Origin of the sequence: Cellvibrio mixtus subsp. mixtus J3-8, from assembly GCF_000766945.1 — a bacterium.
Lineage (GTDB): Bacteria > Pseudomonadota > Gammaproteobacteria > Pseudomonadales > Cellvibrionaceae > Cellvibrio > Cellvibrio mixtus_A.
The window spans coordinates 258724-272328 of sequence record NZ_ALBT01000032.1 but is presented as its reverse complement, the minus strand read 5'-3'; the positions used below and the strand labels follow the sequence as shown (position 1 = coordinate 272328).

Here is a 13605-nt window from a genome sequence, read left to right as displayed (position 1 = left end):
TTGTTTAGTTAACAGCAGGCCTGGATAAAAACAGGCTTGGATAGAACCACTATGCAGCAAAAAAATAATGTAGCGATAAACACAATGATTAGACTATTTAAAGGAGTAGTTCATGGTTCGTACTGATCAAATCCACCACCATATCCACGCCATAAATTCCCGACGATTTTCGCTACTGGCATCACAACTGCTACTGATCAGCAGTATGATTTTTTTTGCGTTACCCGCGCTGGCACAAACCAACCAACAAAATCCCGACACCGCCCGAAAAATCGCTGATAACAAAAAGACCACTGTATTAAAAACAGTAACCGTGCGCTCACGTAATCACACAGAAGAAATACAACAGACGCCGGTTTCTATTTCAACGGTGAGCGGCACAGAGCTGCAGCGTTTTGAAACAAATAATTTCCAGGGCATCCTCAAAAAAATTGGTAACGTGCGCTGGGCCGGTGCTTCATCGCAAAACCACCCATTACATACATCACTCACAATTCGCGGCCTGGGCTATTTCAAAGCCGGTGCAGGCGGCTTGGACCCTGGTGTTAGCGTTAAAGTGGATGGGGTTAGTTATGCGTATTCCACGCTGGCAGCAGGCGCCAGCTTTTACGATTTGGAAAACGTAGACGTTGCCCGCGGACCACAAGGCGCGACGGGGGGATTAAACGCAAACCTCGGGGTAATTTCATTTACCTCAAAAACACCACGATTTACTCCGGAAGCAGAAGGTGGGGTTACTTTCGGGCAACGCGATACCCTCATTACCAAAGCTGTGTTAGGCGGTGCTGTTATTGATGAATTACTTGCATGGCGAGGAACTTTTTATCGCGAAACCGTAGACGGCGCATTTACCAATGCGTATAACAAAACCCAATCGTTTGGCAATAAAGATCGCACTTCAGCCAAAGTTCAATTTCTGTTAACACCATCCGACGATTTACGCATTCGCACCAGCCTCGATTATATTCCCAAAGGCAGCGAGCTGGATGGCGGCACCAGCTTCGGCTTGATCCCACGGGAAACACCCGCGTTTTACGACACATTAAATTCCCTGGGCAATCCAATAGCAGTGGATAGAACTACCACACCTGAAGGCCGTTTGGATCGCCCCTGGTTCAAGCAGGATGAAGCCAACAATTATTTAGGCTCACCGGATCAGGTGAATATCAGCGGTACCTACCCGATTAAAAACCGGCAGCGCGGCGCATTGGTGGATGTTGATTGGAAGATTGCCGGCGGCACATTTTCTTCATTAACTGCATGGCGGGATTTATTTTTTTATTGGGATGGCAAAGGCACTGATGACCGGACTATTTTTGATGTGGTCGCCACACCAACAGCAGCAGACCAAACCCAGGAACAATTTAGCCAGGAATTTAAATTTGCGGCAAAACTGGATTCAGTTAGCTATGAAACCGGTGTGTATTATCTGGATAAATCCATTCACAGCGACAGTATGAATCGCACCGGTTCCGATGCAGGTGCCTACTTTGCTACCGATGCCTACTACCGCACACTGGATGCGGATACCAGCGGCCGCTTGTTATTAACGAATTCTGCAAATCGTTTATTAATACGCAATCCATTGGTTATTGATGGTGAAAGCATCGCACTTTACGGTAACAGCACATGGCAAATTACAGATCCATTTTCAATTGCCGCCGGCTTGCGTATCTCGAAAGAAAAACGCCACCAGACCAAAACTTCCCGCTATATTGCCGATAATGGTTACGGTGCAGAACTCAATCCCGCCGCCGTAAACGATGTCCAGCTGAATGGATTTATCAGCGACAGTAAAGGGGTTTTGGCCAACACCAATAGTACCAGCCAACTCGCATTGGCAAACTCCGTCGCCAATAAATATTTTGGTGTGCCCTCATACTCTTTACTCACTGAAAAACAAAGAACCCAGGTTGCGGCGGCAAAAGCAATTCGCCTTGCACGTTTGGGGGCATTGCATATGGAAACCGATGCCGAACCCTATGAAGATGATTTATTAATTGGCAACATCAGTCCCGCTTACGATTTTAATGACAGCCATACCGGCTATTTTTCTTATCAGCATGGTGAAAAAGCCGGTGTATCGCAAATCGTAGGCGCTACCAAATTCGGTGGTAAATCTGTTCCGGTAGACACCGAGAAAACCGACGCTTATGAGCTCGGGTTGAAATCACAATTTTTTAACGGCATGGTGAGTTCAAATGTGGCGGTCTTTTATCAAGACATTAAAAATTTTATCCAACCGGTTTATTTTTATGATGCAGCCCAAACCATCGCCAACAATAATGGCCTGCTGGCATACACCGAAGGTTTGGGAAATGTTCCTAAAGTCAGATCCAAAGGTGTGGAACTGGATTTGGCCTATACCGATAGCTTTAACACTGTGCGTTTTGCCGGCGCTTACACCGATGCACGTTACATAGAATTTACGAATCTGGGCAAACCACCAGAATTGGGAGGAAGTTCCGTAGCTTATTACGATGTGAGTGGTCGTACAGTTCCGGGTGCGTCAAAATTCACGTTCAATATTTTTGCTGAACATTCACAACTTGTTTTTACCAATCGTCATTTTCACATCAGTGCAAATTACAATTACACCAGCAGTTATCTCAGCGAGCCAACGCTATCCCGTTATGCAAAAGTAGATGGTTATGGACTCACCGATATCGTGTTAGGCATTAGTACAACGGATAAAAAATTCGACGTTTCGTTAATCGCTAAAAACCTGTTTGATGTCGACTATGGCAGCCTGTTTAACTGGAATTCTTATGCGCCCGGCGATCCGCGCTGGATCGGTGTAAGTATCAATGCAAAACTATAAAAAAATGAAGGTGTGGTTAGCATCAGAAAATGATCCGTTTGCAACAACGCATTTATTTGTTGCTTGCAAAATAACACCTTGAAAACATCTCTACGCAAGGAAGCGTTTTTCAGGCAATTGGCTTTTTAAACAGCCATATGTTTTGTTTTAAGAATCACTGCAACCAAAGAAACATCACCGGTTTATTCCGCACAGAATATGTTATCTAAAAAACAGGCGCGCAAAGGGGGCCGGTTTAATTTCAACAATCATTTTTCAATTATCAACAGCCTTTGTCGCATCAAAAAACTTGTCCGTATCGGTACAGTAAAAGTTGATTTATGGCCTGTTACTTGCGATAGCAGCATTGTATGCGCCGACATTATTGTCGAGTAATTCATTGTTGTTTTCTGAAGGAATTTTCCATGAATCGTATTCATCACACGCACAATCCCTTACATCAATCCCCAAAAAAACGACGTCTGTCATTAACAGCCACACAGTGGCTGGTAGTTGCCGGCCTTGCCCACTCCGCATTGCCCGTGCTTGCACAAACCAGCCAGAACGATCAAACCAGTGAAGCCGAAAAAACCGTTCAAACAATTCAACTCGCACAAGCATCAACAACCAGCAATACAACCACAGAAAAAAAAGCCGAAAAACCAATTGTTTTACAAGCAGTTACTGTACGCTCACGTAATCGCATCGAAAAACTGCAAGATGTCCCGCTGTCTATTTCTGTTGTTACCGGCCAGGAATTGGAGCGCCTGCAAGCGTTGGATGTTGCATCATTTAGCAAGCGTGTTGGGAATGTAATCTGGAATCCGGGCAACCCGCGTCAATTCAGTTTGTCTGTACGTGGAATCGGTAAGCAGGCGCAAACCGATGCGCAAGATCCAAGCGTGGGAATTATTGTCGACGGCGTTAACTACGCCTACAACCCGCTCTCATCCAGCGTAAACTTTACTGATATTGCTGCGGTTGAAGTAACGCGTGGCCCACAGGGAACCTTGTTAGGAAAAAACACCAGCCTCGGTGTAATTAATATCACCACGCGTCGCCCGACATTTACCAAAGAAGCATACGCAACGGTGAGTTATGGTGATTATCACGATTTATTTGGCTCCGCCGTTTTAGGTGGTGCGGTAATTGATGATTTGTTGGCATGGCGCGGAACATTTACCGCCCAAAAAGCGAATGGCGATTTAGTAAATACGTACAACCAGGACCAGACTTACGCGAATAAAGATCGATTGTCTGCACGTGTACAATTTTTATTGACGCCCAGTGAAGATTTCACCGCGCGCATTAGCCTGGATGCACAACCGAAAGCCGGCGAAGCGACCAATGGTCGCTCGTTTAACAAACCTACGCCAACGACTTATGCGGGAATTAATACCACCGGTGCAAATTCAGGAACCAATGTGAACCCGCTGAGTTCCGACCCCAAAACCCGTTTGAATCGCCGTTGGTTCCTGGAGCAAAGCGATTATCGCTATGAAGACGATTGGCTCGGGAATAGCACTCGTGATCGCATCAATGCCGACAATTACAATCCGATTGTGACCGGCACCAACGGTGCGTCCACCGAATTAAACTGGCGATTGAATGATTATGAAGTTACCTCGATTACCGCCTACAAGGATTATTATTTTGCAGCACGTAACGATGAAGGCACGCCGTTTGATATCAGTAAAAATGGTGGCGGTTTGGTGGACTACAAACAATATAGCCAGGAGCTTCGTTTAAGTTCAAAAACCGGCGGCTTTGTCGATTACCAAACGGGATTATTCTGGTTAGCAACGGATATTGATCACTCTACCCGCGCGGGTTGGGGGGCCGATGCCGGTGCATGGTTTGCATCGACTGCGCAATATAATCGCCTTGATGCAAATGCCAGCGGACGCGCGTTATTACAGGATTCATTGAGCCGCTTAAATCGCGAACAAGCCAACAAATATGAAAATGCAAGCACCGCAATATTTGCGCAAGCTAACTGGCATTTGTCTGATCCATTAACATTAACTACGGGCGTGCGCTTAACACGAGAAAACCGCGACACAACCACCAGTGCATTACTTACCGATAACGGCGCTGGCAGTGCATTAAATTCTTCGTCGGTGAATGTGGTCAACCTGGTAAACCTTGGCGGGTTTAATTCACTGAATGCCACCACAACAATTGATGGAACCTCTTATCCTGCCGGAACTTTGGGGCAGATTGTGAATGGTGCTTTCGTTAATAATAACTCGACAGCGCAATTGCAACTCGCCGATAAACTTGCCAATAAATATTTTGGTACAGCCATTACCGGAACTGCAGGGGCCGCTTATGCCAGCTTGACCAATGCACAAAAGGCCCAGGTTGCCGATGCAAAAACTATTCGCCGAACGCAAGCCGCTGCATTATGGAATACGGTTAAAGCCGAAAGTTTTGAAGAAACCCAACCAGCCTTTGTGGTAAGCCCAACGTACAAGTTTAACGATAAGCTTACCGTGTATGCTTCATGGCAATACGGTGAAAAAGCAGGCATCGCGCAAGTGGTAAACGGATTCTCCTATTTAACCGATGCAGAAAAATCCAGCGCCTATGAAATTGGTGTAAAAACAGTTTTGCTGGATAACACCCTGGTATTTAATGCCGATATTTTCCTCACCAATATCAAGGATTATCAACAAGCCGTACGCGCGGTGGATGAATATACCACTGAACAAAACACTATCAGCGGCGCACCGGAAGTTGCTTATCTCTCCTACACCGGCAACGTGCCTAAAGTGCGAGCACAAGGTTTGGAAATTGATGGGCTCTACTCCGGAATTCCCAATACCACTATTCGTTTCTCCGGCGCATATAACGATGCCTATTATGTTGAGTTTCCCAATTCAGCACAGCCGGTAGAAAATGGTTACCAGGGCGCTGCGCCCTTCCAGGATATTTCGGGTGAAACCTTACCGGGTGCCTTTAAATACAGTTTTAATTTAGGTATTGATTATCGCGCGCCGGTATTTAGCAACCACGAATTCCATACCAGCGTTAATACCTCGTACAACAGCAAATTCAATTCCGATAACGCCCTCTCCAGTTATGGCTGGGTAGATGGCTCCTCCACTACCGATTTTTCAATTGGCTTGGGCAAAAACAAAGGGGAATTTGATGTAAGCCTGGTTGTAAAAAACCTGTTTGAAGATGACACTTACCAAAACCAAACCTGGAATACCTGGAGCCCGGCGTTACCGCGGACAGCAAGTATTGTGGTGAGCGGTAAGTTCTAACGGCTTATACCGAAGAAAATCAGTGCCCTTCTCATCGGGGCACTTTTTAACCACAAACTTTCACAAAAATATTAACAATCCCTTTCTTAAATTTTTCCTCCTGAAAAACTGGCTGCACATTAAACAATTTGTCAATAAAAACATCCATATGGCATCTAAACTATTTTAACTGGATTGGCCCATACCTTAATAATTCTATTTATCATAATAAAAATTATATGAAACTATTTTTACATCGTAAAAAACCTATAGTTTTTCATAATGTTTATTCGTAAAATTTAAAAACAAAAACATAACACTAATGCCACTTGCAGCATGCCTGAAAAATTATTTGAAACAGATAATTTATACGCATGAATCTGGAGATGTAGTTAATCAACCACACAAAAGGATTGTTCGATGTGTAATACATCTATCAGTAAAAACTTCTCCATTAAATCGTTATTCCTCGTTTTCATGTTATTAAGTAGCACATTCAGCCACGCGATAACATTTATGACGCTACCCAGTATACAAAGGTCGGGAAATTTTATGCTTTCGTGGGCAAATGCCATTGGAAGTATTGAGATTACCGAAGAAATTAACGGCGTGAGCCGGGTAATACACACAGCGAACACAGCATCCGGGAATATTATCGTTATTGGCAGGCAAACCGTTACACCGAAATATTTTATTCGTGAACTCCGCCCCGGGGGCGAAGTCAAGCAGATGAATGCCATATTCGGTTATTCAACGCCCTTCATTCAAACACCTAAATCTATTTTCATAAATAACCATGAAATCCTGAATGCACAGGATTTCAGCCTGTTACGTGTATTGAACCAATTAGCTGCACAAATGACAGCCAATAATCCAACTGATCCCATTGACGGAACCACCTTATTCGCCCGGATGTGGGATGCGCAAAATCCGGTGAGCCAGTCTGCGGGAACTGGCATTGCAAACTGCTCCGGATCGTTAAATAACTTTGCGGTGGAATGCCGCCCTGAAGAAGGCATTCAAGCAACCCAGGCAGCAAACTATATTGCTGGTTATATTCCTATTGCGTTAGCGAATCGTTTTGATTTGCGCGATAAAGAAACATTTCAGGATTGCGGCGAATATCGCATTGTCTTTGGCCGCCCGAGCGGTGGAAGAAACTTTATCAGCCTTGATGCGGTATTACCAAACCCGCTCCCGGGCAATGCGGCAGGCTGTTATCCACTACAGGAATTTTTTCGCAGCCTCAGTTCATCGAATAATGCGGGCGTAGCGCAGTTTTTGAATATTTTTTACTTCAAAGGTATTCCGGACTTTGGTATTCGCGCTCCAATTGATTATCGGAATTTTGCACAGGGCAGCGGCCAAATCCGCACCAACCAATTCCTTGGTTCCAGCACCTGGAATTTGAAGGAGTATAAAACTGCGGTAGAAAATGGAAAAAATACGTTGCAAGTTGTCAGTGTAAAAAACAATCCAAACAGTTTATTTTTCCAGGATGGAAACGCAGATAGCCGTGCCATTGCATTTAAAAATGATTTTGTGAACAACCTGCAAACCTTGACCGGCGATGTGAATCAATTCAGTTTGAAAATTGTAAGCGACACGCATAATTTACCGCAAAGCCATGCCAGTGGAGCAATCGCAGAAAGCGATTATTCATCGCCAGTCAACTTTGTACCTGGTGGTATTTTTTCTACCACTATCAACACCAAATTAATACAACTGGGTAGTACCCTAACCCCGCTCCAAATCACTAAACGTGCCACTGCAATGAGTTGCGCCGGATGCCATAATCCATCCGCGTTTGGCCTTAATAATGCCAACGCCTTGGGAACTGGTGTTAGCTGGCCGAATTCCCATGGTTTTAACCACATTAGCGAATATTTGCTGAACGGTGAATACCCGTTATCACCTGCGCTTATCAATCAATTTTTACCTGCACGTAAAATTGATCTGGAAAACTATTTGCAAACCAAAGGGGTTGGTGTACAACCGGTTAACCTACCCAAACGTTCCGGCTAATCAATCCGTTTTTTTTCGGTTAACCGTTTTGGGTATTAGTTAATTATTAACTGGCGGAGTTGTTACTTCGCCAGTGCTTTTTATAAGGGACGGGCAACCTCTACCAATAACTTGCCAAAATTTTTCCCTTGTAACAAACCAATAAAAGCCGATGGTGCATTTTCCAGGCCCTGGATTTTATTTTCACGCAGTTTTATTTTCCCGGCGCGAATCCACTCGTGCATATCCCGTACGAAACTCCCATAGCGAGTTGCATAGTGGTCAAGAATAATAAAACCTTCCACATGGACACGCTTCTGCAATATTGCAGCCATCAGCAATGGTAATTTATTGGGGCCAGCGGGCAAGGTTTTATCATTGTAATGGGAAATAAAACCGCATACCGGAATGCGCGCGTTCAGATTCAATAACGGCAATACAGCTTCAAATACTTCTCCGCCTACATTTTCAAAATAGATATCAATGCCAGCGGGGCAAGCAGCGACAAGTTCCCGGGCGAATTGCGGATGGTGGCGATCAATACAAGCATCAAAACCCAATTCTTCAACAGCGTAGCGACATTTATCTGCACCACCGGCAACCCCCACAACACGCAAGCCTTTGAGCTTTGCGATTTGCCCCACCACTGCACCGACCGCACCGGTCGCGGCAGCAACAACCAATGTTTCACCCGCGTTAGGCTTACCGATATCCAGCAAACCGACATACGCAGTAAAACCCGGCATTCCCAAACCACCCAGTGCGAGTGAAGGCTCGGCCATATCACCCAGTTTTTGCAAATCACCGCCATCAGATAATGCATAATCCTGCCAACCGGCATTGCCCAGCACTAATTCACCCGCGTGGAATTTTCCATTGCGCGACACCACCACCTGGTTCACCGTACCGCCAACCATGTGCTCATTCAGATTAATTGACGGTGCGTAACCAGGGCCAATCTCATCCATTAAATTACGCATGTAAGGATCGAGCGAGAGATAGAGTGTACGCAATAACACCTGACCTTCATCAGGCGTTGGAACCGGTTTTTCATCCATACGGAAATTTTCCAATACCGGTAAACCTTGTGGGCGCGCTGCCAAAATAATTTGGCGATTACGTTTTTCGGTTTGCATAATATTTTTCCTTTTTAGTGTGTCCCTACAGAATTTGTATTGAAAACAATTAAACAGAATGTGTTTTACGCGGGCCAAAAACCAATACCACAAGGGTGCCAACACTAATTGCAATCAGTGCGAAAACAGGTCCGCCTAACGCGCCGATATAATCAACCAATAATCCCCCACCAATTGCGCCACTGGCAATTGCAATTTGAAATGCAGCCACTAATAAACCACCTGCTCCTTCTGCCTGATCCGGCGCGGCGCGCACAATCCATGTCTGGAAACCAATCGGAAACGCGCCAAATGCAAATCCCCATAGTGCGATAGAAAACGCTGCTACACTCGCATTATTCCCACCGATAATTAATGTCAGCGCGAGTATTGCGATCAATGCACCACCGCTGGCAATCGCAAAACGTTCGCTGCGTTCAGCGATAAGTGCGCCGGCAAAATTACCGAAGAATCCACCAATCCCATAACCCAACAAAATTGCGGAAATCGCACTAACAGGCAAATGCGTTACATCTTCCAATAAGGGACGAATGTAAGTGAAGCCCGCAAAATGACCGGAGATCACTAACAATACAGCGAACAATGCAACACGCACATGGGTGCGGCCCAGTAATTCAAACAATGTGCGCAAGTTTGGATTATCTTTGGGCGGCAACGCAGGGATCGCAAAAAATTGCGCAATGATCGTTACCAAACTCAAACCACCGGCAACGATAAAGGCGCTGCGCCATCCCCACAAATCACCGATATAAGCGCCCAATGGTGCAGCGCACACCGTTGCCACAGAAACGCCGGTCAGAATTACCGACATCGCCCGCGCAAATAAATTGTCCGGTACCAGGCGCATTGCCAACGCCGCTGACATCGACCAAAAACCGCCGAGGGCAATGCCCAACAAAACACGCGATACAAGCAATACGGCAAAATTTTCTGCGGTAGCGGCGAGCACGTTGGAAATGACTAGCAATAGTGACAGGAATAGCAACACCAGTTTGCGATCCAGATTGCGGGTAATAACGGGAATGGTCGGTGCCGCAATCGCACCAACCAACGCCGTTGCGGTAACAGCCTGGCCGGCAGCACCAGCGGAAATGCCAAGGTCTGCGGCCATCGCTGTCAATAAGCTGGCGGGCAAAAATTCAGCGGTTACCAGGCCAAACACACCCAGCGCCAGGCTGATAATTCCCGCCCAGTTAGCAGATGAACTAGCGGAAGATGCGAGGGGTGGTAGTAGAGCGGAATTGTCTGGGCAAGTGGTATCGTTCATGGGCGGTCCTACATAACGGGATAACTGGAAAAAACTCGAAAATGTAGTCGCAGTGTAGGGTTAGAATTTTGGCTTTTCTATGATATAAAATCCAAAAGGCATGACTGTTTGTCCAAAGTGAGTAGCACCTATGCGCGATACATTGACAGAAATCCTGCTTGGCCTGCGCCTTGACGGTGTGGAATATGGCCGTTGCCTGCTAAACCCGCCATGGGCTGTCGCCTTCCCCGCACAAAAAATGGCGCGCTTCCACTTTGTGGCGCAAGGGGGTTGTTGGGTTCGCACGCGAACAACGGATTGGGTGCAGTTAAATCCGGGCGATGCTGTACTTTTTCCGCGTGGCAGTTTTCACATATTGGCAAGCTCGCCCGACGTGCCTGCCATTGATATAGATTCCCTCGCCCGTCGCGCGGTAACGGAAAATATTTATCTGGTGAATGGTGACCTGGCCGAAGGTGACAAACAACCGGATGTGATGTTTTGCGGCGCCATGCGCTTTAACCTCGACCCACTTCATCCGTTGGTCGCGATGATGCCGGACATGATGCGCGCTGGCGATCTCGCTACACGCGATCCATCGGTCCCCATACTGCTGGAGTCGATGGAGCGCGAAATTACCCTCGCGCGCATCGGCGCCTGCGGCATACTCGCGCGCCTTGCCGATGTGTTGGCCGCAAGTATTATCCGCGCCTGGGTCGAGTGCGCGTGCAGTAACTCCGATGGCTGGATTGCCGCCGTGCGCTGCCCGCAAATTGGCAAAGTATTGGCTGCAATCCACACCCAACCGGAACAGGATTGGACTGTCGCCAGCCTCGCCGCCGTGATGGGCGCATCGCGTTCAAGTTTTACCGATAAGTTCACCCGCACCCTCGGTGAATCGCCGGCCAAATATGTTGCGCGCGTGAAAATGTTCCAGGCTCGCCACTGGATTGCGCAGGATGGTATGCGCATTGCGGTAGCGGCAAATCGCCTGGGTTATGATTCGGAAGCAGCATTCAGCCGGGCATTCAAACGCATTATCGGCCACCCGCCGAGTGAAGAGCGACACATGGAATCGGTTTAACGCCCGTCAAACATATCCAATTAACAATGCGCACGATCGCATTCACTCCCTGTTCACATCAGGGAGTGAAAATGAAAATCCTGAACCACCACAACCGGGAAGAGTCTCACTATCAGGATTTACCCTGCATCAAGAACCGCCCTGCTATTTTAGAAACTGCTATCAGAAAGTTTGATAGTGATAATCCAGAAAATGTTTTACCAGAAAGGAACAACACCATGATCAAAAGCACAGGCTTAATATCATTAATGGGTTTACTGGCAATAAGCACATCACTACCGTTGCACGCGGATACATTAAAAGTCGATATGAAACCCGGTTTATGGGAACACCGCATTAAATTAATCGGCGGCAATGGTCTCGCGGCGCAAACCGAGCAAATGCAACAAGCAATGGAAGAAGTGAAGAAACAAATGGCGGGCTTGCCACCTGAGCAACGCAAAATGATGGAAGATATGATGGCCCAACAGGGCATGAAATTTTCTGATCAAGGCGTAAGCATGCAGAACAATAAAGTGCAAATCAGCAAAGATGGCACTATCGTCAAACAATGTGTTACCCAGGCGCAAATCGATAAAGGTTACGTGCCCGAAACTGGCGATGAATGCACACCAACCATCACACAAATCAGCAAAACAAAATTCAAAACTACTTACACCTGTACCGGACAACAAAGTGCTACTGGCGAAGGTGAAATTGAATTTGTGTCACCCACCCAATACAGAGGCAAATCGCATTTTGTTACCAAGACCGAAGGCTCAACACAAAAATATGAGACTGAACAAACCGGGTCATGGCTATCCAGTAATTGTGGCGATATAAAACCTGAAGATTACTAAAAACTGTTGTGAATTCCCGTGGTGATCCAATTGGATCGCCACTCAAATTACTGGAGCACACAAATTACAAGATAATATAGCCTCCGCTCATAACTTACATGATCGTCAATTTTCCTGAGAGAGTCTCCCTTATGGATAAGCGCCAATTTATTAAAACAGCAATCGCAAGCACTGCCCTTCTATCATTAACAACCTCTTCCAGTGCTAAAGCCACTTCCATAACCAATCCAAAGCGAATCCTGCCAATACCATTAAACAAAGGCGATACAGTTGCGTTGGTATGTCCATCCAAAGCAATTGACGATAGCCTGGAAGTACACATTGGAAAGGAAGCGCTGGAAGCCTTCGGTTTCAACGTGAAATTGGGGAAACATTTAAATTCGCGTCGTGGCCATTTAGCAGGAACGGATAGTGAACGCGCGAGTGATATCAATGACGCATTTGCGGATAAAGCAATCAAAGCCGTTATTTGCCTTGGCGGCGGTTCCGGTGCAGCGCGCGTGTTGCCCTTGCTGAATTATCAAACTATTCGCAACAATCCCAAAGCATTGTTGGGCTTCTCGGATATCACTGCATTACATAACGCCATTTATGCACAAACAGGTTTGATCACCTTTCATGGTCCCAATGCAACTGGCAGCTGGAATCCATTTAATGCCGATCAATTCCAGCGACTCTTTTTCCTGCGCGAATTAATGCACTATGAAAATTTGCGCAGCCATGAAGATGATTTGGTACAACGCCAAAACCGTACTGCCACGATTCGTAGCGGAAAAGTACGCGGCGAATTAATCGGCGGCAACCTCACCGTATTTACCGCGCTGGCAGGCTCACCTTACTTACCGGACTTCACCGGCAAAATTCTTTTTCTGGAAGATGTGGAAGAAGCTCCCTATCGCATTGACCGAATGCTCAGCACATTAAAATTAATGGGTGCATTGAACAAAATCGCCGGTTTTATTTTCGGCGCCTGCGTCGATTGCCGGCCCAATGGCGGTTATGGTTGGTTAACACTCGAAGAAATTTTTAACGACCATATCAAGCCGCTAAATATTCCCGCCTATCGCGGCGCGATGATTGGCCATATACGGCAGCAATTTATTGTGCCGATTGGCGGGATAGTTGAAATGGATGCGGATGCGGGGTCGTTTCGGTTGGTTGATCATATTTTTCAAACTGGTTGATTTTTTTCTGTATGAAATCGTTGGGATTCGCGAGTTCACCCACAATCTGCAATTCCCACCT

Annotated in this window: 8 protein-coding genes; 6 read left to right on the top strand and 2 right to left on the bottom strand. The window is 46.3% G+C overall.

The annotated features are described in order from the left end of the window. The first annotated feature begins 112 nt into the window (after nt 1–112). The 3 genes from A596_RS01170 to A596_RS01160 all read left to right on the top strand — a co-directional run bounded on the left by A596_RS01170 (nt 113) and on the right by A596_RS01160 (nt 8076). A complete protein-coding gene (locus tag A596_RS01170; RefSeq protein WP_052417104.1) occupies nt 113–2821 on the top strand; it encodes a TonB-dependent receptor in 2709 nt (902 codons plus the stop codon). A 404-nt stretch (nt 2822–3225) separates the two neighbouring features. Beyond that, nucleotides 3226–6072, top strand: a complete 2847-nt coding sequence (locus A596_RS01165) for a TonB-dependent receptor (protein WP_052417103.1) — start codon at nt 3226–3228, stop codon at nt 6070–6072. Between the two features lie 531 nt (nt 6073–6603). Beyond that, nucleotides 6604–8076, top strand: a complete 1473-nt coding sequence (locus tag A596_RS01160) for a hypothetical protein (RefSeq protein WP_039912009.1) — start codon at nt 6604–6606, stop codon at nt 8074–8076. 80 nt (nt 8077–8156) lie between these two features. Here A596_RS01160 and A596_RS01155 read toward each other — a convergent pair whose 3' ends face one another. Together A596_RS01155 and A596_RS01150 are read right to left on the bottom strand one after the other, a co-directional pair. Then, nucleotides 8157–9191 carry an NADP-dependent oxidoreductase gene (locus tag A596_RS01155; RefSeq protein WP_326979648.1) on the bottom strand — a complete coding sequence of 345 codons (1035 nt, stop codon included), beginning with the start codon at nt 9189–9191 and terminating at the stop codon, nt 8157–8159. Nucleotides 9192–9240: 49 nt separating this feature from the next. After that, a complete protein-coding gene (locus tag A596_RS01150) occupies nt 9241–10458 on the bottom strand; it encodes an MFS transporter (RefSeq protein WP_039912008.1) in 1218 nt (405 codons plus the stop codon). Between the two features lie 130 nt (nt 10459–10588). Between A596_RS01150 and A596_RS01145 the strand changes: the two genes are divergently transcribed. From A596_RS01145 to A596_RS01135, 3 genes are all read left to right on the top strand, one after another. Then, nucleotides 10589–11521: an AraC family transcriptional regulator gene (locus tag A596_RS01145; RefSeq protein ID WP_039912007.1), complete on the top strand. Its 933-nt coding sequence runs from the start codon at nt 10589–10591 to the stop codon at nt 11519–11521. 71 nt (nt 11522–11592) lie between these two features. Then, the gene (locus A596_RS01140) at nt 11593–12360 is read left to right on the top strand and encodes a DUF3617 domain-containing protein (RefSeq protein ID WP_235425589.1); all 768 of its coding nucleotides are present in this window, start codon (nt 11593–11595) and stop codon (nt 12358–12360) included. Nucleotides 12361–12491: 131 nt separating this feature from the next. Further along, nucleotides 12492–13544: a S66 peptidase family protein gene (locus A596_RS01135; protein WP_039912006.1), complete on the top strand. Its 1053-nt coding sequence runs from the start codon at nt 12492–12494 to the stop codon at nt 13542–13544. The last annotated feature ends 61 nt before the right edge of the window (nt 13545–13605 follow it).

Excerpts from the sequence above, each read along its gene's own strand:
- A596_RS01170 (WP_052417104.1), top strand. The coding sequence starts at position 113 with ATGGTTCGTACTGATCAAATCCACCACCATATCCACGCCATAAATTCC.
- A596_RS01165 (WP_052417103.1), top strand. The coding sequence starts at position 3,226 with ATGAATCGTATTCATCACACGCACAATCCCTTACATCAATCCCCAAAA.
- A596_RS01160 (WP_039912009.1), top strand. The coding sequence starts at position 6,604 with ATGCTTTCGTGGGCAAATGCCATTGGAAGTATTGAGATTACCGAAGAA.
- A596_RS01155 (WP_326979648.1), bottom strand. The coding sequence starts at position 9,191 with ATGCAAACCGAAAAACGTAATCGCCAAATTATTTTGGCAGCGCGCCCA.
- A596_RS01150 (WP_039912008.1), bottom strand. The coding sequence starts at position 10,458 with ATGAACGATACCACTTGCCCAGACAATTCCGCTCTACTACCACCCCTC.
- A596_RS01145 (WP_039912007.1), top strand. The coding sequence starts at position 10,589 with ATGCGCGATACATTGACAGAAATCCTGCTTGGCCTGCGCCTTGACGGT.
- A596_RS01140 (WP_235425589.1), top strand. The coding sequence starts at position 11,593 with ATGAAAATCCTGAACCACCACAACCGGGAAGAGTCTCACTATCAGGAT.
- A596_RS01135 (WP_039912006.1), top strand. The coding sequence starts at position 12,492 with ATGGATAAGCGCCAATTTATTAAAACAGCAATCGCAAGCACTGCCCTT.